Raw genomic sequence first — 21746 nt, forward strand, 5'->3', positions numbered from 1 at the left:
ATCCACACCGAGAAATCCACACCTGAAATCCGCGAGCACACGACAAAGGGAAGGCACCACACATGCCGTACAACGGACAGGATCTGAGCATCATCGTGCGCGATGCCGTCGCCGAAGCGCTGGGTCTCGACGTCGAGGAGGTCGTCCCGGAAGCCACCCTGCTGGGCGACCTCGACGCCGAATCGATAGACCTGCTCGACATCCTCTTCCGCATCGAGCGCGCCTCCGACGTGAAGATCAAGGTCGCGGACATCTCCGAGCTGCTCCAGGGCGGCATCCCCGACGAGGAGTTCGCCGACGAGGACGACATCATCAACGAGACCGGCCTGGCCCAGCTGAAGCGGTCCCTGCCGCAGATCGACGTCGAGGAGCTGCGGGGGAAGCTCACCGCCGACGAGGTGCTCACCCTTTTCACCGTGGGCAACCTGACGGATCTGGTGAGCGAGCGTGCCTCCCTCGCCGTCTCCGCTGCCTGAGCAGCGGGCGGGGCGGTCCATGGGCCGCCCCGCCCTGCCGAGGGTCCGGATCGGTACGGACCTTGCCGAGGTGGAGCGCGTCGAGGAACTGATGCTCTCCCAACCCGGCCTCAAAGAAACCGTGTTCACCGCCCGGGAGCTGGCGTACTGCCACCGCCGACGGCGGGCCGGCGAGCATCTGGCGGCCCGCTGGGCCGCCAAGGAAGCCGTGCTCAAGTCGCTCGGCACCGGGATGGGTCCACGGATGGAGTGGACCGACATCGAGATCCTCAACGAGCGCGGCGGTCGGCCCCGGGTGCGGCTCTACGGCGAGGTGGATGCCGTGGCGCAGCAGCTCGGCATCCACCACATCGAGGTCTCGCTCACCCACAACGCCGGGCTCGCCGTCGCACACGCCGTCCTGGTGTGCCACGCGGAACAGACGGAACCGGCGGACCAGGCAGACCAGGCAGAAGGAGAAGAGGAGAGATGACGTTTGAGGGCCGGACCGCCCTGGTCACCGGGGGCTCCCGGGGCATCGGACGGTCCATCGCGATCCGGCTTGCCGCCGAGGGGGCCGCCGTCGCGGTCAACTACCGCGCCCGGGAGGCGGAGGCGGCCGAGGTGGTGGACCAGATCACGGCCGCGGGAGGGCGCGCCGTCGCCGTCCAGGCGGACGTGTCGGACCCCAAGGAGGCCGAGCAGCTCGTCGCCCGGACGCTCGAGGAGCTGGGCGGGCTGCACGTCCTGATCAACAACGCGGGCGTGGCGGGCGACGGTCTCGTCTACGACCAGGACCCCGACGCCTGGTGGCGGGTGCTCAACGTCAACGTGGGCAGCGTCTACCACTGCACCCGTGCGGTGGCCGGGCACTTCATGGCCCAGCGCGACGGCAGCATCGTCAGCCTGTCGTCGATCGCCGGGGTGCGCGGCTGGATGGGCCAGTCCGCGTACGCCGCGTCCAAGGGCGCGGTCAACTCCTTCACCCGGGCCGCATCCGTGGAGTTCGCGCGCTTCGGCGTACGCGTCAACGCGGTGCTCGCCGGGTTCGCGCCCACCGAACTGCTCGGCGGGCTGCTCGACAAGGACAACGGGCGCGGCATCAAACGGCAGGTGCCGCTGCGCGATCTGGCCACCGTGGAGCAGATATCGGCCGCGGTCGCCTTCCTGGCCGGCGAGGAGTCCTCGTACATCACCGGCGAGCTGCTCCACGTAGACGGCGGCTGGTCTGCCCAGCTCGGCCTCGGCCGGGCGTGAGCGCGGGCCCTGCGCCGACCCCTGACTAGGAGAGCGACGATGCGATTCCATTTGATCGACCGGATCAGCGACTGGGAGCCGGATGTCCGGCTGACCGGCCGCAAGGTCACCTCGCCCGACGAGACGTACTGGAAGCAGACGCCCGCGGGCCCCGTGATGCCCGGCAATCTCGTCCTTGAAGCGCTGGCGCAGGCCGGCACCTGGCTGTTCCTGCTCAGCTCCGGCTACCGCAAGCGGGCCGCCCTCGCGACCGTGACCGAGGCCACCTGGCACGGCGACGCGGTGCCCGGCGACGCGCTCGACCTGGAGGTACGGATCCGGTCGACGTCCGACACCGCGGCCGTGCTCGACGGCACCGTGCGGGTCGAAGGGCGCACCGTCCTCGAGGTCGAAGGGCTGATGTGCGCGCTGATCGACGCCGACCGCCTCGAAGACCCGGCGGACACCGAGCGCATGGGCCGCCAGCTCCTCGGACAGGAGGCCCTGCGGTGAAGCGCGTGGTGATCACCGGTGTCGGTGCGGTCACTCCGCTCGGCAACGACGCCCCCACCACCTGGGAGGGCCTTGCGAGCGGACGCAGCGGCGTCGGCGAGCTGACCACCTTCGACGCCACCGGCTTCCCGGTGCGCATCGCGGGCCAGGTCAAGGACTTCCGGCTGAAGGACCGGGTCCCGCGGAAGGTGGGGCTGCGGCATCTGTCGCGGCCGGGCGAGTTCGGGCTCGCGGCCGCGTACGAAGCCCTTGCCGACGCGGGTCTGGAGAAAGGGAGTTACGACGGCGGCGACGTCGGCGTGGCGATGGGCGCCAGCGTGGGCCGGCCCGATCTGCAGTGGATGCTGGACATCGGCGAGCTGCGCCGCACCACGGGCCGCGACGACGCGTTCATCCCCTACGCGCCCGGCGACACCCTCGCCTACAACCAGAACATCCCGGCGGCCGCGATGGCCCGCCTGATGGACGCGACCGGCCCCATGTACGGGATCAGCACGGCCTGTTCGGGCTCCGCCCACGCGATCGGCGAGGCGTTCCGTGCCGTGCAGGAGGGCGACGCGACGCTGATGCTCGCGGGCGGCTACGACTCGCTGACGACCTGGATGGACGTCCTCGGCTTCAGCCTGCTCGGCGCGCTCACCCAGGAGTTCAACGACGACCCGCAGCGGGCGAGCCGCCCCTTCGACGCCGACCGTTCGGGCTTTGTGCTCGGCGAGGGCGCCGTGGTGTTCGCCCTGGAGGAGCTTGAGGCCGCCCGCGACCGCGGCGCGACCATCCTCGCGGAGGTGCTCGGGTACGGATCGACGCTCAACGCCTGGCGGGTGACGGACTCCCCGCCGGACGGCACCGGTGCCATCCAGGCGATGGAGGCGGCGATCAGCGACGCGTCCATTGCGCCGGAGTCGGTCGACTACGTCGTCGCCCACGGCACGAGCACCGAAGGCAACGACCAGTCGGAGACAGTGGCCCTGAAGAAGGTGTTCGGCGACCACGCCGAGCGGCTGATGATCAGTTCGCCCAAGTCGATGGCGGGCCATCTCACCTCCGCGGGCGCGGCGTTGAGCCTGCTCGCAGCGGTCGGCGCGATCCGCAACTCGCTGGTGCCGCCGACGCTCAACCTGGACACGCCGGACCGCCGGCTCGGCCTCGACTACGTACCGAACACCGCGCGCAGCGCCGATGTGTCGCACGCCGTGATCAACGCCTTCGCCTTCGGTGGCACCAACGTCGCCCTGGTCGTGGGGAGTTACGAGGAGCAGCCGTCATGACGCCGACCACCGCGGCCCCGGCCGCCCCCGCCGTGGACCGGTACGTTCCGGCGCCGCCCGCCCATCTGCTCGACATCGACGCGGTGACGGGCGTGCACGCCGCGGCGACCCGGAACATCCCGGGCACCCTGCCGTTCTTCGCCACGCACTTCCCGCGTCAGCCCATCCTGCCCGGCGTGATGCTGCTCGGGACCGCCGAGGAGGTGGCCGCGCTCGCCTGCCCGCCCACCGCCGGCGGCTGGCGGCTGCGGTCGGCCGTGCGGGCGCGCTGGAAGCATCCGGTGCTCCCCGGCGACCAGGTGCGCGTCCGTGCCGAGGTCACGGGCGCGGGCGACGACGCCGTGCAGTTCAAGGTCGCCATCACCGTCAAGGATCAACTCGTCGCTGACGTACGGAAGTTGATCCTCGTCCCGCGCGCGCCGTTCACGGCCGCCGTCCATCCGGAGGAGGACCGATGACCGGCACCGAACGCCAGGTCGTGGTGAGCGGCATCGGGCTGCTCACGGCGCTGGGCGAGGGCCCGGACGCCAACTGGAAGGCGATGGTCGAGGGCCGTTCCGGCGTCGGGCCGATCAGTGCCTACGACCCATCGCCGCTGCAGACCCGCATCGGCGCGGAGATCGGCGGCTTCGACGTGGCGCGCTTCGCGTCCCGCCGCCAGCAGCGCACCCTGAACCGGGGCGACGCACTGGCCCTCGCGGCGGCGCGGCTCGCCCTCGCCGACGCCGGTGTGGACACGTCGGACGGTGAACTGGGCGGCACGACCGGCCTGTTCCTCGGCAGCAACAAGGAGATCGGGCGGCTCGAAGATCTCATCGGCGCGCTGGGGTCCGTACGCAAGGAGGACGGCACCGGGGACATGCGCAAGCTCGGCGAGCACGGGGGAAGCGTCATGGCGCCCCTGTTCTTCGTCGAGGGCCTGCAGCCGGGCGCCGTCTTCCATGTCTCGCAGACCTTCGGCATCCGCGGCCCCAACGCCTTCTTCGCCGGTACGGCCGACTCGGGCGCCGTCGCCATCGGAGCGGCGATGCGCGCGATCCGGCGCGGCGACGCCCAGATGGCCGTCGCCGGCGGCTACGAGGACGCCACCAGCTGGTGGCAGATGTCGAAGCTGGACCGGGTCGGCGTCCTGACCACCCGCAACGACCTCGGCGACACCGCGTTCCGTCCCTACGACCGCAGCCGCAGCGGTGCGGTGCTCGGCGAGGGCGCGGCGCTCCTGGTCCTGGAGGAGAAGGAGTCCGCGCTGCGCCGCGGCGCCCGCATCTACGCCGAGGTGAGCGGCTTCGGCTCCGGTCACGAGGCCGGCACCCCGCCGACCCCGCACCCCGAGGGCCGCGGCCTGGCCCGCGCGGTGCGGCGCGCCCTCGACGACGCCCGCATCAACCCGTCCGAGCTCGGCTATGTGGCATCGCACGGCTCGGCCACCCGCAGCGGGGACGTCAGCGAGACCGCCGCGCTGCACGCCGCTCTGGGCGAGGCGGCGCGTTCCGTACCGATCAGCACCGTGAAGCCCCAGACAGGCCATCTGATCGGCGGTGCGGGGGCGTTGAACGCCACCGTCGCCGCCCTGTCCCTGCACCATGGCGCCGTCCCCGCGACGGTGAACCTCACCGACCTCGACCCCGCGTGCGACCTGGACTTCGTCCACGGCAGCGCCCGCGACCTGGCACCCGCCCACGCGCTGGCGCTCGCCCGTGGCCTGGAGGGCCAGGCAGTGGCGCTCGCCTTCAACCGGCCCGGCCGGTGAGCCGGTGATCCCCGGGCCCGACCCCCGCACTGCCCCAGCACCTCGGAAAGGACAGATACATGAATGACGTTCCTGAAGACGTCGTTCCCGTGATGGTCGTCGGTGTAGGTGCCATCACGTCGCAGGGCGGCACCGCGCAGGCGCTGTGGGAGGGCGTCCGCACCGGACATGTCGCGATCGGGCCCGTGCGCGCACTGCCCATGGACGGCTACCAGACCCGGATCGGCGGTGAGGTGACCGACGTCCCCGAACCCGCCCACCGCTACACACCCGAGCCCGCCGACAGCAAGGACCGCGAGCCGTCGATCGACTTCGCCCTCGTCGCGGCCGCCGAGGCGATGGCCGCGTCCGGCCTCGTGGTCGGCCGGGACGTCCCCGCCGAGCGCTGGGGCGTCGCGTACGGCACCTGCAACGGCGGCTGGCGCAGCGCCGAACTGATCCTGCGCGACGAGGAGTCGGGGCAGACTCCCGACTGGCACCGCTACACGCTCGTACCGCCGCAGGCCGCGGCGGAGACGCTGAGCGCGGCGCACGGCCTGCGCGGCCCGGTGCTCTCGGTGAACACCGCCTGCGCGTCCAGCGCGCACGCCATCGGCCACGCCCTGGAGATCCTGCGGTCCGGGCGTGCGGACGCGATGCTGGTGGGCGGCAGCGACGCGTTCACGGAGACCGCGTTCGCCGGCTTCAGCAGCCTGGAGTCGCTGTCGCCGGAACCGGCGGCGCCCTACTCCAAGGACCGCTCCGGGCTCTCGCTCGGCGAGGGCAGCGGAATGTTCGTCCTGGTGACCGACGAGGTGGCGCGCCGCGCCGGGGTCCCGGTCATCGCCGAGGTGCTCGGCTACGGCCTCTCGGCGGACGGTTACCACGTGACGGCTCCGCACCCCGAGGGCGCGGGCGCGGCCCGTGCCATCCGGCAGGCGCTGACCACATCCGCCCTGGCGCCGGACGACGTGCGGTACATCAACGGGCACGGCACCGGCACCCCCAAGAACGACTCGGCCGAGAGCAACGCGGTCCGTGCCGCCCTGGGCGAGGCCGCCGAGAAGACCGCGCTGAGCAGCACGAAGTCGATGGTCGGCCATCTGCTCGGCGCCGCGGGCGCGGTGGAGGGCATCGTCACGATCATGGCGCTGCGGGACCAGATCGCCCCGCCCACCGCCTCGTTCGGCGAGGTCGACCCGCAGTGCGGGCTCGACGCCGTGCCGGACAGCGGACGGGTGATGGCACTGGACGCGGCCCTTTCCAACAACTTCGCCTTCGCCGGCGCCAATGCCTCGGTCGCCTTCCGGCGTCCGGGCGCCACGGCAGGCACTCCGGTGCTCCCGCTCGCCGACGACGTGGTGGTCACCGGCTTCAGCGCCCTCTCGGCGGCGGGCGAAGGGGTCGAGGCCCTCTGGGAGGCGTTCCGTGCCGGGGCCCGCCCGGGTGCCGTCGAGGACGGACTGCGGGTGGCGCGCGCCGAGTTCGACCGGTCGGCGGCCGGTACGCCCAAGCAGCGGCGCCGGATGGACCGGCTCTCGCAGCTGGCCGTGGCCGCCTGCCGGGCGGCGCTCGATGACGCGGGTCTGAGCGGCGAGGAGGAGCTCGACGCGACGGGTGTGGTCCTCGGCACCGGCGTCGGACCCGTGGCGAGCAACGAGGACTTCACCGTCCCGGTGCTCACCGAAGGCCCCAAGGTCGCCAACCCCGGGATCTTCCCCAACACGGTGTACAACAGCGCGGCCGGGCAGGTGTCGATGGCCCTGGGCACCAGGGGGCCGACGTCCACCCTGACCTCGGCGCACGCCGCGGGCGCCGCGGCGCTCGGCGTCGCGTTCGACCTGCTGCGCAGCGGCCGCGCCGAGCGGATCGTGGTTCCCGCGGTGGAGGTCCTCTCGCCGCGCACCCTTGACGCCTACCGCCGCATCCCGCTGTTCGGCCCGGCGGCCGGACGCCGCTACACCCTCGCGGAGGGCGGCTTCGCGCTCGTCCTGGAGCGGGGGCGTTCGGCGCGCGAGCGCGGTGCCCGGATCCACGCGACCCTCTCCGGTCACGCCACCACGTCCGACGGCCTCGGCATCGGCCGCTGGGACCCGTCCGGTGACGGCGTGGAGCGGGCCATGCGCGGCGCCCTGGAGTCCGCCGGTGTCGACGCCGCCGCACTGTCCGCGGTGTGGGCCAACGCCGCGGGAATCGGCTCGGCCGACCGGCCCGAACTCAGCGCCATCGACCGGGTGTCGGAGGGCTCCGGGCTCCGGGTCGAGACGCCGAAGCGGCAGCTGGGCGAGCCCGTGGGAGCGGGCGCCCATCTGTCGGCGGTGCTCGCCCTGAGCGGGTGGCGCGACGCCCCGGCCGACGGGCCCGTACTGATCAACAGCTCCTCCCTCGGAGGCACGCACACCTCCCTCGTCCTCGCTCCCGCCCCGACCGCTTCCGCCCCGACCCTGGATTCGGAGTCCGCACGATGAGCGACACCCACCTCGTCAAGATCCTCTCCACCGGGGCGTATCTGCCCGGTGATCCGCTGGACAACGCCGCCCTGGAGAAGCTGGGCGGGCCGCTGCCCGACGACGTACTTGCGGGCATCCAGGTCAAGACGCGGCACTGGATGGTCGATCCGGCCACCGGCGAGCATCTGACCACCACGAGCCGGATGGCGGAGAGCGCCGCCCGGCAGGCCCTTGACCGGGCCGGCCTCGAGCCCGGCGACGTCGACCTCCTGGTCGTCTCGACGGCGAGCCCGGAGCATCTGCTGCCGAACGTGGCCACCACGGTGCAGCACTACCTGGGGCTCGAACGCTGCGCGGCCATCGAGGTACGGGCGGGCTGCGCGGGGGCGGTGCAGGCCCTGGACATCGCCCGCAGGCAGCTCGCCGACGGCACCGCGCGCACGGCCCTGGTGATCGGCAGCGAGTCGATCTCCCCGCTGCTCGCGCCGATCTACCTGGGCAAGGACCCGCAGAGCGTACGGATGCGCGACCGGCTCACGCTGTACACGTTCGGCGACGGCGCGGGCGCCGTGCTGCTGCGCGCCGAGCCGACCGGTGAAGCGGCGGGCGTCCAGGGCGAGTTCGCCTTCGTCAACGACTGCATGGGCGGTCTGCGCAAGCCGGGCATGCAGATCATCGGCGGCGGCACTGATGTCGCGCAGGCCGAACAGCACCGCCGCAAGCGGCTGTTGGAGATGAAGATCGACGTGCCCGGCACCTCGACCTTCGGGCCGAAGGTCTTCGTCACGGCCATCCACGACCTGCTGCGGCGCTCCGGCTGGTCGCTCGACGAGGTGGACGCGCTCGTCCTGCCGGAGGGCAACGCGGAGTACTTCTCCAGCGAGTTCGAGGAGGCGGGACTCTCGGCCGCTGACTACGAGACGCTGCAGGGCCGGATCGTGGAGAACCTCACCGAGGTGGGCGCGACCGGGTCCGCGGCCGTGCCGCTCTCGCTGGACGCGGGCTGGGTGTCGGGCCGGATCCGGCCCGGACAGCGCCTGTTCCTGCTCGGCATCGAGGCGAGCCGCTACGTCTACACCGGGCTTTCGGTGACCTGGCACGCACAAGCTCCGCGGGCGGCCTGACGTTGCCCGCGGTCACCGGGGAGCGTCCCCCGCGCCCCGTCGTCTCAGACGTGGGGGACGCTCCTGGCCACGAAGCTGTCCACGAGGGCGGCAAGGCGTTCGTCCGCGAGGCCGGGCCGCAGCCGCTCGCCCCAGGTGAGGCTGGCAAGGCCGTGGCAGGCGCACCACAGGACCTCGGTCTGCAGCTCGGCGTCGCCGTCCCCCACCAGGGGCCGGACCGCCGACATGATCTCCGCGAAGGCGTCGATCATCTGCTGCGGAGTCTCTTCCTGGGCGAACTCGAGACCTACGGAGAGCGTGAACATCGCCTGGTAGAGCATCGGGTTGGCGGCCGCGAAGTCCAGATAGGCGCGGGCGGCGCGGCGCAGGGCCTCCTCGGGGCCCTCGCCCGCGAGACGGGCCTCGCGCAGTCCGGCGGCGAGTTCGCCGAAGCCGTCGAGGGCCACCGCGTGAACGATCGCGTCCTTGTTCTTGAAGTGCTGGTAGAGGACGGGCTGGCTGTACTCGATGTGATCGGCGAGACGCCGGGTGGTCACCGCGTCCCATCCCTCGGCCTCGGCGAGTTCCCGGGCCGTGGTCAGGATCAGCTGCCGGCGTTCCGCCTGTTCACGCAGTCGACGCTCTCTGGGAGTCATGCGATCGACGTTAGCATATATAGCGTCGATAGATTAGTTATCAATGCTAGAGTTCAAGCCATCGATCCACGCCAGACGCTCTGGAGGCGCAGCAATGGAACAGCGGACACTCGGCAAGGCCGGCCTGCGGGTCCCCGCCCAAGGCCTCGGCTGCATGGGCATGACCTTCGGATACGGCACTTCGGACGAGGCGGAGGCGGTCAGGACCGTCCACCGGGCGCTCGACCTCGGCGTGAACCTCCTCGACACCGCGGACATGTACGGCCCGCACACCAACGAGGAGCTGCTCGGCCGCGCCCTGGAGGGACGCCGTGACGAGGTGGTGCTCTCCTCCAAGGTCGGCAACGAGATCGACGTACTGGGCCAGTTGACCGGCCGGCTCAACGGCCGCCCGGAGTACATCCGCAAGGCCGTCGACGCCAGCCTCAGCCGGCTGCGCACCGACCGGCTCGACCTCTACTACCTGCACCGGGTCGACCCCGACGTGCCGGTCGAGGAGAGCTTCGGCGCACTCGGCGAGCTGGTCGATGCGGGCAAGGTACGCCACTTGGGGATCTCCGAGGCCTCCGCCGACACCATCCGCCGGGCGCACGCGGTCCACCCGCTGACCGCGGTCCAGACCGAGTACTCGCTCTTCACCCGCGACGTCGAGGTCAACGGCGTCCTCGCCACGTGCAGGGAGCTCGGCATCGGCTTCGTCTCCTACAGCCCGCTCGGCCGCGGCTTCCTGACCGGCGCGATCCGCAGCGCCGGCGACCTGCCCTCCGGTCCTGACTTCCGGCGGATCGCCCCGCGGTTCGAGGAGGACAACCTGCGCGCGAACCTGACCGTGGTGGACAAGCTCGCCGAGGTGGCGGCCGACGAGCAGGTCTCGGTCACCCGCCTCGCCCTTGCCTGGGTGCTCCACCAGGGCCAGGACATCGTCCCCATCCCCGGCACCCGGCGCGTGAAGAACCTCCAGGAGAACGTCGCCGCGGCGTCCATCCAGCTGTCCGACGACGCCCTGAAGCGGATCGACGCCATCGCCCCGTACGGCATCACGGCCGGCGAACGCTACCCGGCGCCCGCCATGGCACAGCTCAACGGCTGACAAACCCAACGGACTTCGGACTTCGGACTCCGGACTTCAGACGTCAGACTTCGGACTTCTAGGAGCGGAACGTGTCCTCACCCCATATACGCCGCGTCCTCATCGCCGGCGGCGGCATCGGCGGCATCGCCGCCGCCGTGGCCCTGCAGCAGCAGGGCATCGAATCGCTGGTCTTCGAGCGGGCGCCCCAACTGCGGGACGGCGGCGCCGGACTGCACCTGTGGACCAACGGCATGCTCGCCCTCGACCACATGGGCCTCGCCGACCGGGTGCGCGAGATCGCGCCGGCCCAGGAGACCTGCCACTTCGCCACCTCCAGCGGGCGGCTGATCGGCGACTGGCCCGTCGGCCAGTTCACCACCCGCTACGGCCAGCCCACCGTGGCCATCGGACGGTCCGATCTGCACGCCGTCCTGCGCGACAGCCTCGAAACGCCCGTCAGGACCGGCGCCGAGGTCAGCGGCTACACCGAGCACGCGGACGGGGTCACCGTCCGGTTCACCGACGGGACCGAGGAGACCGGCGATCTGCTGATCGGCGCCGACGGCGTGCACTCCGCCGTCCGGCGCGGACTGCTCGGCCCCGAACCGCCCGACTACACCGGCTACATCGCCTGGCGCGGCCACGGCAGCGTGGACCCCGCCGTCGTCGCTCCGGGCACCTTCCGGGCGCTGTTCGGTCCCGGCACCCGCTTCACGTACTACGACATCGCCCCCGGCGTCGTGCACTGGATGAGCGTCGCCAACGGGCCCGCGGGCGGCCGCGATCAGGGCACCCCCGAGCAGACGCTCGCCATGCTCCGCGACCGGCACCGCGGCTGGACGGGCCCCGTCGACGAGGTGCTCGCCGCCACCGACCCCGCTTCGGTGATCCGCAGCGACGTGGTGGACCGCAGCCCCGACCCCGTGTGGGGCCGCGGCCGGGTCACGCTGCTCGGCGACGCCGCGCACGCCATCAGCTTCAACATCGGGCAGGGCGCCTGCCAGGCCATCGAGGACGCCCTCGTCCTCGCGCAGCGGCTCGCCGCGGTGGACTCCGCGTCCGCCGGTCAACTCCAGGCCGCGCTGCGGGCGTACGAGAGCGAGCGCCAGGAGCGTACGGCGCCGATGCAGAAGCTCGCCCGGCGCATCGGACGCATGGGCGCCATGGAGAACCGGATGGGCGTCTGGGCCCGCGACCGGCTCCTTCGGTACGCCTGGCCGCAGGCCTTCCGTGCGGCCGAGCGGGATCACGTCGCGTACGGAACCCGGTGGGCCGCGTCGGTCAGCGCCTGACCGGTTCCAACAGAACGGAACGTCCGAAGAGCACCAGAACACCGGAACAACACCGGAGCACCACGAGAGGAGCGGGACCATCGTGCCCACCCAACTGACCGCGCCCGCACAACCGTCCACAGAGCCGGAGACCCTCCCGTCCGTCGCCCACAACAGGGCCGTCATCCGGCGGGTCTTCGAGGAGTTCGTCAACCGGGGCGACTTCTCCGTCGTGGACGAGGTCTACCGCGAGGACATGATCGACCACGAGCCGATGCCCGGCGCTCCCGAGGGCCGGATCGGCGTGAAGTACACCATCGCCGGACTCCGCGAGGCCTTCCCCGACCTCAAGGTCACCATCGAGGACATGAGCGCCGAGGGCGACTTCGTCGTCATCCACAACACCTGGCGCGGCACGCATCTGGGGACGCTGCTCGGCCTGGAGGCCACCGGCCGCGCCATCGAGTCACGGGGCATCGTGATCTGGCGCTTCCAGGACGGTCTGATCGCCGAGCGCTGGGCGCACGGAGTGGCCTCCAACATGCTCGCCGAACTGGGCATGAAGATGCCCGGCGCCCGCAAGAAGGGGCGTCAGCGGCAGGGCGCGCAGCCGGTCGTGCGCACCGTACCGATCAGGAACGGCAAGCCGTGGGCCTGGCACCGGCTGACCGCGGAGCTCCAGGGGCCGCGGCTGCGGGAGTACGAGGCATCGCGGCGCCGCCTCGGCATCACCCACGAGACGCTGCGCCTTGACCCGCGCCCCGACCGGGACCACGTCATCGTCACCTTCGAGACGGCCGACGCGGACCGCACCGCCAAGCGCTGGGCGTCCTCCGAGGATCCCTTCGACCTGTGGCTGCGCGACCAGGTGCTCGACATCCACGGCGAGGACCCGTGGGCGGCGCCGGGCTCGGCACCGGGCTCATCGCCCGGTCTGACCTGGACGGCTCCGCCGCCGGCCGCGCCGAGGACGTGACCTGAGCGCCGTAGCCGGCCCCTCTGGGGCCTCATCACGCCACCGGGGTGGGCCGTTGCAGTGTCGGTGGGGCCGGATACCGTGCGCGGCATGAAGATCGAATCCCTTCTCGACGACCTCCGTACGCTGCGCGACCGCGGCGCCTTGGGCACCGTGGACGCGCGGGAGGACCTCGGCGGTCCGAGTGCCCTCGGCGGTCTGGGTGACCTTGATGGTCTCCGTGACCTCGGGGATGTGACCGGCGCCGACGGTGACGAGCGGGCCCGGGCCGAGGCCGTCCTCGCGCTGCTCACGGAGCGGGCCGACGACGTGGTGCCCGCGCTGCTGGCCGGCGTCGCCGACGCCAATTCGACCGCCACGCTCCGGCCCGTCATACGGATCCTGGCCCTGATCGGGCCGCCCGCCTTCGACGCCGTGCTCGAGGCCTGGCGGCGCGGCAACGTGAAGGACTGGGCGGCGGGCCGGTTGCTCGGGTCGTTCGACGAGCGGTGCGCCGACCGGTACGCGGAGCTGGCCACCGATTCCGCTCGCGGCGCGTCGGGCAACGGGTTCGCGGGGCTCGTCCGGCTGCGGACGGACTCCGATGCCGGGCTGCGCGCCCTGGTGGAGTGCTACGCGGGCCGCCGCCCCGCCCCGTACGAGGCCGACGACTACGCCCTCCTGACGCACGAGGCGTACCGCACCAGGCTGCGCGCGCTGCGCCGGGACCCGGCCGCCTCGCCGCGGACCCGGCGTGGCGCGATGGCCGCGCTCGTCGCGGGCGGCGGCGCCGACGGGCTCGACGCCCGCGACCGTGCGGCGATCGAGCGCCTGATCCGGGTGAAGATCGCGGGCGAGACGCCGAGCGCACCCTCGCACCAGCTCTCCGGCTGGTGGCTGGCCGTACCGGGAGCCTCGTACGAAGGGCTCTTCGACGCCCTGGACCTGCACCACCGGCGACCCATCACAAGCGCCACGGGCGTCGCGGCGGCGGGCCAGGACGTCCAAGTGCCCGTCCCCGGCGGTGACGGCGCCGTCCAGACCGTGGGCCGCGTCTTCGTCACCCCGGAACTGGACGGCTGGCGCCTCGTCTTCGGCCCGTACGACCTCCTCATCGGGGACGGCTGGGACTACATGGTCGAGACCGTCGAGCGCGTCAGCCGGCACTGCGCCAAGGCGCAGCTCTTCTTCGTCGACGACGCGGGCGGCTCCGACGTGTGGTTCGTTGCCGAGGAGGGCTGCGTGATCCGGCAGTACGCCGCCGAGAGCGGCCCCGAATGGGAGGGCGACCCGCTCCCCTGGGAGACCCTCGCGGTCGACGACCCCGACTTCGACCCGGAGTACGACGACGCCCCGCCCGACGCGGGAACCGCCGGCGCGCGCACCGCCTGCGGCCACCTCTCGGTCGACCCGGACATGGTCGGCTCAGGCACCGAAACCCGCGGCCACGGCTGGCTCGCCCTCACCTCCCCGCACGCCGGCCACGGCGCCTTCCCCGGCATCCTCCCCCTCTGAGTAGCGCCGCACCGCCCTCCGGGCAAGCCGTGTTCGAGCATCATTCGAGTCCCTTTCGGCACGATGCAGAAGTCATCGCCCATAGAGAGGGCCTCACAGATGCAGCGGCGGACTCCCACGGAGGAACTACTCGACCTCGCGGCGGACGTGCTCGCCGACGACCGCCACGCGATTCGGACCGCGGCCAAGGGCGCGCCGTTCATCTCGCTCGGCGGCGGTCTGCCCGAGGCGGTGCGGCTGCTCGCGACGGCCGACGACCAGTTCGGCATGCTGGTGGACCTGGCGGGGCTGCTCGGGCCCGCACCCCTGGAGGAAGTGCTCTCCCTGGCGGTGCCGGCGCCCGCGCCCGCCCGGCGCGGCGGTCCTGGACGCTCCGTGCGCGAGCCGCTGCCTGAGCAGGGCGCACTCCTCGCCACCGAGGAGTTCACCGGCAGCGGGACCGTGCACCAGATGTCCAGCGCGGAGCTGACGGGGCCGCTCGACCGGTCGGCGCTGCGCACCGCGCTGCGGGCGCTCGTCGCCCGGCACGAGGGGCTGCGCACGGTCTTCTCGTGGTCCCCCAAGGGGCCGGTGCGCCGCGTTCCGGTGCACGGCGAGGCGCAGTTGGTGGTGCGGGACGAGGACACGCCCGCACCCGGCCACGACGCGGTCGAGTCCGTGCACGCCGCGATGCGTGCGACCGCCGGCCTGCTCGGCGGCCACACGGACCGGCCGCCCGCCGTATTCACGCTCACCCGGTACTCCGACGAGCACCACGTCCTGACCTTCGTGCACCATCTGGCGGTCGCGGACACCTGGTCGGTCGGTCTGATCTGGCGGGAGCTGTTCGAGGACTACGAACGGGCGGCGGCCGGGAAGCCGGTCCCGCAGAGCCCCGCGCCGAGCCCGGACGCCGCGCTGGAACGCGCCGGCGAACTGGCCGCGTCCGGTGTCGTGCACTCCCTGACGTCCCGCCGCATCGCCCAGCTCGCGGACTTCCCGACCACGGTCGAGCTGCCGGGCACCGACGGCAGGCCCGCGACCTTCGACTTCGTGGGCGACCAACTCCTGTTCCCCGTACCGCCGGAGGTCCGCGAACGCTGCGACCTCGTCGTACGCCGGGCGGGCGTCAGCCGCACCGCGGTGCTGCTCGGCGCGTGGGCCCTGACCGTCGGCCGCCTCGCGGGAACCGACCGGGTCCTGATCGGCACCCGGATCCCCCGGCGCCCGACGAGCGGCCTGATGCGCACGGTGGCTCCCTGCACCCCCACCGTGCCCGTGCGCTGTGAACTCCAGGGCACGGTCGACTACTTCCTGCGGGGCATCGCCTGCGCGTTCAGCGAGGGGATCGAGTTCGCCGACGTACCGCTGAAGTCGCTCTCGCGGGGCCTTGGCGTGACACCCGACCGCAGCCGCACGCCCCTGGTGCAGATCGGCTTCTCCTCGCAGGAGGATCTGCTGCCCGCCCTGACGGGCGTCGCGGGGCTCGGGGTGCGGCTGAGTTCGGGGCACTTCGGCGGCGCGTCGGCCGATGCCGAACTGACCGTGGCGCGCTGGGGAGACGATCCACTGCTCGCCCTCTCGTACGCCACGTCCGTGCTCGGCGGGGACGACGCCGCCGCACTGGCAGAGGCCGTCTCCGGAACACTTCGGGAACTGGTCACACAGCCGGAGGACGCCCCGCTGGACCGGGTGGCCGCGACCGAAGCGGTGCAGTACGCCGGCTGACCACCGGCCCCCAAGACCGACGCCCGCTCCGGCCTTCCCCCGACGGAGCGGGCGTCGACATGTCTGCCCGTGTGGCCCGCGTCAGTCGCGGCCGGCGCCCGCCAGCGCTTCGAGCCGGGCCACCAGACCCTGCGCGCCGGGCAGTTGAGAGATCTCCTGGCTGAGGCGGGACGCCGCGGGCAGTGCGCGGCCGCCGTGTACCAGTTCCGCGATGTGGAAGCGCAGCCGCAGACCGCTGGTCTGGCGGTCCGGCTCGGCGGCGTACAGGCAGCGGCCGACGCCCGCCGACTCCAGCAGCGCACCGGACCGACGCTCCTCGGGGTAGCCCGAGTTGAGGGCCAGCTGCGGGACTCCGTGCAGGGCGGCCGCGTACACCGCGCCCGCGTCTCCCTGGTGCACGACGGCCGCGCAGCCCGGCAGCAGCCGGGACCAGGGCTGGTCGTGGCCGTAGCGGATCAGCACGTCCAGGTCGAGGGCGCTCGCGCCCTCAACGGAGCGGTGGAAGAGGTCCGACTGACGGCCGCCGTAGCCGCCGGGTTCCGGGCTGCCGCCGACGATCAGGACCCGGGGGCGGGAGGACCGGGCGGCCGGCCAGAGCGGGTCGTCGCCGGCAGGTTCGTACGCCTCGCAGCACACGGACCAGGCACCCGGCACACCGTCGGCGCGCAGGGCAGGCGGGCAGGGGTCCACCCACACGTCGGGGGTCAGGTCCGTCCCGGACGGCGGATACGCGGGCCGGTAGGGGAGGTAGCAGACCACCGGAACGCCGGACATGGCCCCGGCGTCCATGCCGCCGAGGCCTGTCGGTTCGCCGACCAGGAGGTCGGGCCGCCAGAGCGTGGCCGTCGCGGTGGGGTCTCCCAGTACGGGGACAAGTCCCGCACGGGCCACCGCGTCACAGCTCTGCGCCCGGCACCACACGCGCACCCGATGCCCGCCGCGCACCAGCGCTCGGGCCAGCGGCAGCATGTGCAGCAGACCGGACGGCGAACGGCCTGCTACGAAAAGGACACGCACCACTCCTCCTTCCAGGTCCTTCCAGGCGCAATCTCCGCCCAGCCCCCTTGTGCTCGTTCCCCCTCGTGCGGCCTACCCGGCGAACAGGTCGAGCACCCGGCCGGTGTCGCCGTCGGTCTGCAGGCTGGGGTCGCCCGAGAGCACCGCGCTCTGCAGCCGCTTGAGCCGGTCCGACGGTTCGATGCCCAACTCCGAGACCAGATTGGTGCGCAGGGTCTGGTAGACGTCAAGCGCGGAGGACGGACGCCCGGCGCGGTAGAAGGCCACCATCGACTGGGCGTGCAGCCCTTCGTTCAGGGGCTGCCGTGCGGTGAGCGCGGTCAGCTCGGTCAGCAGCTCGGTGTGCCGGCCGAGACGGAGCTCGACGTCGATCCGCCGCTCAAGGAGGCCCAGGCGGCTCTCCTCGAGCCGCATCATCTCGATGGAGAGAAGAGGACCGGTGCGTACGTCCACCAGTGCGGGCCCCCGCCACAGGGCGAGCGCCTGGCCGAATTTCCGGGACGCCACCAGGTCGTCGCGTCGCTCCGCGGCCTGCTGACCCTCCGCCATCAGCAGGTCGTACTGGTGCAGATCGATGCTGCCCGGCTCGGCCTGGAGCAGATAGCCGCCGTGCCGGGTCAGCAGCATGTCCTTCGAACCGCCGGGGGACGAACCCGCGAGCGCGGTCTCCATGCAGCGCCTGAGCTGCAGGATGTAGGTCTGCAGGGTGGTGAGCGCACTGCGCGGTGGCTCCGCTGTCCAGATCTCCTCCATGAGCGCGGAGACCGGCAGGACCTGATTGCTGTAAAGAGCCAGCAGCGCGAGGATCTGCCGCGGCTTGCTGGCGGTCGGGAGCATCGAGACACCGTTCAGCTCCGCCTCGAACGACCCCAGGACACGAATCTCCATTCGAACCCTCCAGTCTTTCTGTAGGTATCGGAGCGTCTCACTCGAGTCCCGGCTTGAAACAGTGCTCAAGTACCGGACCGGATGTGGGTTCTTATGGGGGCTGACCATGACGAATTCACACCCGCCGACGCGCACGACGGCTCGTGGGCCCAGGCAGCGGTACCTGGACCCACGAGCCGTCGGAGCGATCAATTCCGGTCAGCCGGCGTAGGTGGAGAGTCCTGCGGCGACCTCCTCGGGCGAGGGCATCGCGGCGATCTCGTCGGCGACGCGGCGCGCCGCCTGCCGGTAGGAGTCGTCTGACAGCAGGGCCTTCACCTTCAACGTGACGGCCTCCGCGGCGAGTTCACCGTGGCCGAGGACCTCGCCCGCGCCGAGCGCGCGGACCGCTTCGGCGTTGGTGGGCTGGTCCGAGCCCTGCGGCAGGAACAGCTGGGGCAGCCCGGCGGCCAGCGCCGCGAGCATGGTGCCGCTGCCGCCGTGCTGGACGACGACCGAGGCGTGGCGCAGCACTTCGGCCTGGGACACCCACGGCACGGCGACCGTGTGGGCGGGCAGCTCGCCGAGCTCCTCGACGCCGACCGTCGGGCCCGTCGCCACCAGGACGCGTACGTCGAGGGGCGCAAGCCCCGCGATCGCGGTGCGCAGCACGGCCGCAGAACCGAGGGCCGTGCCGAGGCTGAGGTAGACCAGCGGGCGGTCGCTGCCGGCCAGGGCGGCGGGCAGCTCGCCCGGCTCGTCGAAGGGCACGGGGCGCTGCGCGATGCGGGGGTATCCGGAGGCGAGGAAGTCGGCGTCCTGCAGCGAGGGCGGGCAGACGTCGACGTACGGGTGGCCGAGCAGCCGCACCTGGTCGTCGGCGACCAGGACGCCCAACTCTGCGGCGGTGACGCGCAGTTCCTCCTGGATCAGCGCCTCCTCGCCCACCGAGACCAGGCGTCCCACGCCGTGCGACAGGGCCGGGATCCCGGCGAGCCTGGCCGCGAACCCGGCGCCCGGGTTCATCACTTCATGGATGACGAGGTCGGGCCGGAAGCTCTCGAAGACGGCGACGAGGTCCGCGGCGATGGAGCGGGGCAGGACCGAGCCGAACGCCTTCACGCCCAGGGCGGTGAGCACCTCGGGGGGCAGCTCGCTCGGGTGTACGTCGCCGCCCTGCGACTCAAGGAAGGCTTGACCGCCGGCTGCTTCGATGAACGCGTCGGGGACGGAACGACCTGCCGTCACCGGCTCCAGGCCCACGGCGCTCAGGATCGGATGGAACTGCTCGCCCGTGGCGAACCGGACCTCGTGTCCGGCCGACCGCGCGGCCAGTGCCAGGGGAAGGAGGGGGTGCACGTGACCGAAGTTGCCGACGCTGGCGAAGAGGATTCTCATACCGGTCGACCATAGGGCTACCGCCGACCGAATGTCTAGTACTGCTAGAAAATCTAGTACCGATAAGCATGGTCGTTAACATGGCAGTTAGCGGCCACGGCGGCCGGACGGACCGATCACTTGGAGTGAATACGGCATGGGAACCGTGGAACTGGCGCGCCTTCAGTTCGCGTTAACGGTCGGCGTGCACTACCTGCTCGTCGCGCTGACGCTCGGGCTCGTGGTCATGGTCGCGATCAGCCACACCCGCTGGGTGCGCACCGGCGACCCGGCACTGAAACAGGCGACGAAGTACTGGGGCACGCTCTACGTCATCAACTACGCGGTCGGCATCGCCGCGGGCATCGCCATGGAGTACCAGCTCAGCGCCAACTGGTCGGGCCTGGAGAACATGGCGGCCAGCGTCTTCGGCGCCCCGCTCGCCGTGGAGACCGTGGTCGCCTTCTTCGTCGAGTCGACCTTCCTCGCCCTGTGGATCTTCGGCTGGCAGCGGCTTCCCGCCAAGGCCCATCTGGCCTGCATCTGGATCGTCGCGGCGGCCGCCTACATGTCGGCGATCTGGGCGCTGCTCGCCAACGGCTTCATGCAGAACCCGGTCGCGTACGAGATGCGGGGCGGCGAGCTCCATCTGGACGACCCGCTGGCCCTGTTCACCAACGCCAACGCCTGGATCGCCGTACTGCACGTCATCGGCGGAGCCATCGGCGTCGGCGGCTTCTTCATGCTCGGCGTCTCGGTGCTCCTGCGCCGCCGCGGCCGGGCCTCCGACGCATTCCTGCGGCACTCGATGCGCATGGGCGCGCACGCCGCGCTCTGGGGGACCGTCCTGGTCGGCGCCAGCGGTGCGCTCCAGATGGAGCGCGTCAAGGTGGAACAGCCCATCAAGCAGGCACTCGTCGACGGCAAGGACGCCGAACTCGCCGATTTCCAGCAGGCCTTGGTGAAGCGCTTCGGCGACGGCGTCGAGCTGCCGTCCGGGCCACTGGTCCAGATCAGCGCCTTCTCGATGATCATCATCGGGCTCGTCCTGCTGGCCGTCGCCATCTGGACGCTGATCTCCCTGCGCGGCGACCGGATGCCGACCGGGCGGGGGCTTCAGCGGACCCTGGTGATCGTCATGGCGCTGCCCTTCGTCGCCAACATCGCGGGCTGGGTGCTGCGCGAGTACGGCAGGCAGCCCTTCGTCATCGACGACATCCTCACCACCGAGCAGGCCCTGACCCCGTCGCTCACCACGACCCAGCTGACCGTCTCCCTGGTGGTGCTCGGCCTGCTCGTCACGGCGCTGCTCGCCCTCGACTGGTGGCTGCTCGGCAAGACGGCGATGCGCGGCCCGCAGCGGGCCGATCTCTGGGAGCAGGCGCCGGAAGAGGCCGGGTACGAGGACGGCGGGTCCGGCGGCGACAGCGGGTCCGACGACGAGAAACGCGACGGCGTACTGATCTAGTGGCAGGACCCGGACCCGGACCCGAAGACTTTTTCACCCAGACAAGGAGCACCTGGCCATGAGTTACCCGACCCTGTGGACGATCGGGTTCATCGCCCTGTTCACCGGCTATCTGATGCTCGCCGGCGCCAATTACGGGGTGGGGTCGACCCTTCTGGTCACCGCCCGCACCGACCGGGAACGCAGGACCGTGCTCGGCGGACTCGGCCCCTTCTTACTCGGCAACGAGGCCTGGCTGCTGGTCTCCGTCGGCATCCTGGTGGGCACACTTCCCGGCCTGAAGACCCAACTCCTGGTCGGCGCAGCCCCGTTCGCGCTGACCGCGCTGAGCGGCGCGCTGGTCCTCACCAGCGCCGTCATGCTGCGCAGCAGGCATCCCGACCTGGCGGTGCGGCGCCGCTGGGACGTGGCGATCTGCGTCGCCGGCATCGCCGCCGCCTTCGGCTGGGGAGGGTTCCTGACCGCCGTTGCCGGCGGACTCGACATCGACGGCGAGGGTCATGTGACCGGCAGCGGGGCCTCGTTGAGCCCTGTGTCGCTGCTCGGCGGGCTCACCGCGGTGGCGCTTTTCGCCGCGCACGGCGCTGCCTTCACCGCCGCCCGCACCACCGGGGAGAGCGCGGCCCGCGCGGCGCGGATCACCGGGCCGCTGGGGGCCGCCGGCGGAGCGCTGGCCGCCGTCACCGTCATCGCGGGCCTGGCGGGCGGGCACTTCGACGGCGACGCGCTGCGCAGGCCCTGGATCGCCGTGTTCCTGATCGCCGCCGCCGGGGTGGCCCTGTTCGCCGCCCACCGCCGGATGTCCGGCGGCAGCCCCTGGCAGTCGTTCGCGGCCACCGCCACGACCGTGGGGCTGCTTCCGGTGGCGGTCTTCGCCGCCAAGTACCCCTATCTGGTGACCCCTTCGGACTCCGGCGGGACCGCGGCCACGGCGGTCCAGGACCTCGCCGCGGACAGCACATCGCTGGCCCTGATCACCTGGACCGCCGGGCCGGTGCTCCTGCTTGTGATCGCCGTGCAGATCCGGATGTGGTGGCTGTTCCGCACCACCGAGGAGCGGGCGGCCGCGCCCGCATTCCACTGAGGC

The 21746-nt window shown here is 72.1% G+C and carries 20 protein-coding genes; 16 read left to right on the forward strand and 4 right to left on the reverse strand.

All coding sequences use genetic code 11. The features are described 5' to 3' along the window. The first annotated feature begins 62 nt into the window (after positions 1 to 62). Genes AB0G47_RS08525 through AB0G47_RS08565 form a run of 9 tightly spaced genes read left to right on the forward strand, consistent with a single transcriptional unit; the run spans position 63 to position 8775 of the window. Positions 63 to 476, forward strand: coding sequence for a phosphopantetheine-binding protein (locus AB0G47_RS08525; RefSeq protein WP_360765623.1), 414 nt, complete (start codon positions 63 to 65; stop codon positions 474 to 476). Between the two features lie 19 nt (positions 477 to 495). Next, the gene (gene acpS / locus AB0G47_RS08530) at positions 496 to 948 is read left to right on the forward strand and encodes a holo-ACP synthase (protein WP_360765625.1); all 453 of its coding nucleotides are present in this window, start codon (positions 496 to 498) and stop codon (positions 946 to 948) included. Beyond that, positions 945 to 1712 (forward strand): 3-oxoacyl-ACP reductase family protein, encoded by a 768-nt coding sequence (locus AB0G47_RS08535; RefSeq protein ID WP_360765628.1) that lies wholly within the window; start codon positions 945 to 947, stop codon positions 1710 to 1712. The genes acpS and AB0G47_RS08535 overlap by 4 nt, the downstream gene beginning before the upstream one ends. A 39-nt stretch (positions 1713 to 1751) precedes the next feature. Next, positions 1752 to 2204 carry a 3-hydroxylacyl-ACP dehydratase gene (locus AB0G47_RS08540; RefSeq protein WP_360765631.1) on the forward strand — a complete coding sequence of 151 codons (453 nt, stop codon included), beginning with the start codon at positions 1752 to 1754 and terminating at the stop codon, positions 2202 to 2204. Then, positions 2201 to 3472, forward strand: coding sequence for a beta-ketoacyl-[acyl-carrier-protein] synthase family protein (locus AB0G47_RS08545; protein ID WP_360765634.1), 1272 nt, complete (start codon positions 2201 to 2203; stop codon positions 3470 to 3472). The genes AB0G47_RS08540 and AB0G47_RS08545 overlap by 4 nt, the downstream gene beginning before the upstream one ends. Then, positions 3469 to 3930, forward strand: a complete 462-nt coding sequence (locus AB0G47_RS08550; RefSeq protein WP_360765637.1) for a hydroxymyristoyl-ACP dehydratase — start codon at positions 3469 to 3471, stop codon at positions 3928 to 3930. The genes AB0G47_RS08545 and AB0G47_RS08550 overlap by 4 nt, the downstream gene beginning before the upstream one ends. Further along, on the forward strand, positions 3927 to 5222 hold the full coding sequence (locus AB0G47_RS08555) for a beta-ketoacyl-[acyl-carrier-protein] synthase family protein (protein WP_360765640.1): 1296 nt from the start codon (positions 3927 to 3929) through the stop codon (positions 5220 to 5222). The genes AB0G47_RS08550 and AB0G47_RS08555 overlap by 4 nt, the downstream gene beginning before the upstream one ends. Positions 5223 to 5281: 59 nt before the next feature. Continuing rightward, a complete protein-coding gene (locus AB0G47_RS08560) occupies positions 5282 to 7669 on the forward strand; it encodes a beta-ketoacyl-[acyl-carrier-protein] synthase family protein (protein WP_360765643.1) in 2388 nt (795 codons plus the stop codon). After that, positions 7666 to 8775, forward strand: a complete 1110-nt coding sequence (locus AB0G47_RS08565) for a 3-oxoacyl-[acyl-carrier-protein] synthase III C-terminal domain-containing protein (protein WP_360765646.1) — start codon at positions 7666 to 7668, stop codon at positions 8773 to 8775. The genes AB0G47_RS08560 and AB0G47_RS08565 overlap by 4 nt, the downstream gene beginning before the upstream one ends. Before the next feature lie 44 nt (positions 8776 to 8819). On the opposite strand, the gene AB0G47_RS08570 is transcribed toward AB0G47_RS08565, so the two are convergent. Next, positions 8820 to 9410: a TetR/AcrR family transcriptional regulator gene (locus AB0G47_RS08570; RefSeq protein WP_360765648.1), complete on the reverse strand. Its 591-nt coding sequence runs from the start codon at positions 9408 to 9410 to the stop codon at positions 8820 to 8822. 94 nt (positions 9411 to 9504) lie between these two features. On the opposite strand from AB0G47_RS08570, the gene AB0G47_RS08575 reads away from it, so the two are divergent. From AB0G47_RS08575 to AB0G47_RS08595, 5 genes are all read left to right on the forward strand, one after another. Beyond that, positions 9505 to 10500: an aldo/keto reductase gene (locus AB0G47_RS08575; protein WP_360765651.1), complete on the forward strand. Its 996-nt coding sequence runs from the start codon at positions 9505 to 9507 to the stop codon at positions 10498 to 10500. 71 nt (positions 10501 to 10571) lie between these two features. Then, positions 10572 to 11774, forward strand: a complete 1203-nt coding sequence (locus AB0G47_RS08580; protein WP_360765654.1) for an FAD-dependent monooxygenase — start codon at positions 10572 to 10574, stop codon at positions 11772 to 11774. Positions 11775 to 11856: 82 nt separating this feature from the next. Next, positions 11857 to 12729 carry an ester cyclase gene (locus AB0G47_RS08585; protein WP_360765657.1) on the forward strand — a complete coding sequence of 291 codons (873 nt, stop codon included), beginning with the start codon at positions 11857 to 11859 and terminating at the stop codon, positions 12727 to 12729. 90 nt (positions 12730 to 12819) lie between these two features. Then, positions 12820 to 14223, forward strand: a complete 1404-nt coding sequence (locus tag AB0G47_RS08590) for a hypothetical protein (protein ID WP_360765660.1) — start codon at positions 12820 to 12822, stop codon at positions 14221 to 14223. Positions 14224 to 14322: 99 nt separating this feature from the next. Then, complete coding sequence (locus tag AB0G47_RS08595; protein ID WP_360765663.1) at positions 14323 to 15930, forward strand: condensation domain-containing protein; 1608 nt, start codon at positions 14323 to 14325, stop codon at positions 15928 to 15930. An 81-nt stretch (positions 15931 to 16011) separates the two neighbouring features. Here the strand turns inward: AB0G47_RS08595 and AB0G47_RS08600 are convergent, their stop codons facing one another. From AB0G47_RS08600 to AB0G47_RS08610, 3 genes are all read right to left on the reverse strand, one after another. Then, positions 16012 to 16947, reverse strand: coding sequence for a nucleotide disphospho-sugar-binding domain-containing protein (locus AB0G47_RS08600; protein ID WP_360765666.1), 936 nt, complete (start codon positions 16945 to 16947; stop codon positions 16012 to 16014). Between the two features lie 72 nt (positions 16948 to 17019). Further along, the gene (locus tag AB0G47_RS08605) at positions 17020 to 17835 is read right to left on the reverse strand and encodes an AfsR/SARP family transcriptional regulator (protein WP_360765669.1); all 816 of its coding nucleotides are present in this window, start codon (positions 17833 to 17835) and stop codon (positions 17020 to 17022) included. 198 nt (positions 17836 to 18033) lie between these two features. Next, the gene (locus AB0G47_RS08610; RefSeq protein ID WP_360765672.1) at positions 18034 to 19212 is read right to left on the reverse strand and encodes a glycosyltransferase; all 1179 of its coding nucleotides are present in this window, start codon (positions 19210 to 19212) and stop codon (positions 18034 to 18036) included. A gap of 136 nt (positions 19213 to 19348) precedes the next feature. Here AB0G47_RS08610 and AB0G47_RS08615 point away from each other — a divergent pair, with 136 nt between their 5' ends. Together AB0G47_RS08615 and AB0G47_RS08620 are read left to right on the forward strand one after the other, a co-directional pair. Continuing rightward, positions 19349 to 20659 carry a cytochrome ubiquinol oxidase subunit I gene (locus AB0G47_RS08615; protein WP_360765674.1) on the forward strand — a complete coding sequence of 437 codons (1311 nt, stop codon included), beginning with the start codon at positions 19349 to 19351 and terminating at the stop codon, positions 20657 to 20659. Positions 20660 to 20717: 58 nt separating this feature from the next. After that, positions 20718 to 21743: a cytochrome d ubiquinol oxidase subunit II gene (locus tag AB0G47_RS08620; RefSeq protein WP_360765677.1), complete on the forward strand. Its 1026-nt coding sequence runs from the start codon at positions 20718 to 20720 to the stop codon at positions 21741 to 21743. Positions 21744 to 21746 lie beyond the last annotated feature (3 nt).

It is taken from the genome of Streptomyces sp. NPDC021622 (genome assembly GCF_040640795.1).
In the GTDB taxonomy this organism is placed as follows: domain Bacteria; phylum Actinomycetota; class Actinomycetes; order Streptomycetales; family Streptomycetaceae; genus Streptomyces.

What these genes read in the sequence shown, in the direction of transcription:
- AB0G47_RS08570 (WP_360765648.1), bottom strand. Translation starts at nt 9,410, where the DNA reads ATGACTCCCAGAGAGCGTCGACTGCGTGAACAGGCGGAACGCCGGCAG.
- AB0G47_RS08535 (WP_360765628.1), top strand. Translation starts at nt 945, where the DNA reads ATGACGTTTGAGGGCCGGACCGCCCTGGTCACCGGGGGCTCCCGGGGC.
- AB0G47_RS08550 (WP_360765637.1), top strand. Translation starts at nt 3,469, where the DNA reads ATGACGCCGACCACCGCGGCCCCGGCCGCCCCCGCCGTGGACCGGTAC.
- AB0G47_RS08575 (WP_360765651.1), top strand. Translation starts at nt 9,505, where the DNA reads ATGGAACAGCGGACACTCGGCAAGGCCGGCCTGCGGGTCCCCGCCCAA.
- AB0G47_RS08560 (WP_360765643.1), top strand. Translation starts at nt 5,282, where the DNA reads ATGAATGACGTTCCTGAAGACGTCGTTCCCGTGATGGTCGTCGGTGTA.
- AB0G47_RS08565 (WP_360765646.1), top strand. Translation starts at nt 7,666, where the DNA reads ATGAGCGACACCCACCTCGTCAAGATCCTCTCCACCGGGGCGTATCTG.
- AB0G47_RS08555 (WP_360765640.1), top strand. Translation starts at nt 3,927, where the DNA reads ATGACCGGCACCGAACGCCAGGTCGTGGTGAGCGGCATCGGGCTGCTC.
- AB0G47_RS08525 (WP_360765623.1), top strand. Translation starts at nt 63, where the DNA reads ATGCCGTACAACGGACAGGATCTGAGCATCATCGTGCGCGATGCCGTC.
- AB0G47_RS08540 (WP_360765631.1), top strand. Translation starts at nt 1,752, where the DNA reads ATGCGATTCCATTTGATCGACCGGATCAGCGACTGGGAGCCGGATGTC.
- AB0G47_RS08615 (WP_360765674.1), top strand. Translation starts at nt 19,349, where the DNA reads ATGGGAACCGTGGAACTGGCGCGCCTTCAGTTCGCGTTAACGGTCGGC.
- AB0G47_RS08590 (WP_360765660.1), top strand. Translation starts at nt 12,820, where the DNA reads ATGAAGATCGAATCCCTTCTCGACGACCTCCGTACGCTGCGCGACCGC.
- acpS (WP_360765625.1), top strand. Translation starts at nt 496, where the DNA reads ATGGGCCGCCCCGCCCTGCCGAGGGTCCGGATCGGTACGGACCTTGCC.
- AB0G47_RS08605 (WP_360765669.1), bottom strand. Translation starts at nt 17,835, where the DNA reads ATGGAGATTCGTGTCCTGGGGTCGTTCGAGGCGGAGCTGAACGGTGTC.
- AB0G47_RS08610 (WP_360765672.1), bottom strand. Translation starts at nt 19,212, where the DNA reads ATGAGAATCCTCTTCGCCAGCGTCGGCAACTTCGGTCACGTGCACCCC.
- AB0G47_RS08595 (WP_360765663.1), top strand. Translation starts at nt 14,323, where the DNA reads ATGCAGCGGCGGACTCCCACGGAGGAACTACTCGACCTCGCGGCGGAC.
- AB0G47_RS08620 (WP_360765677.1), top strand. Translation starts at nt 20,718, where the DNA reads ATGAGTTACCCGACCCTGTGGACGATCGGGTTCATCGCCCTGTTCACC.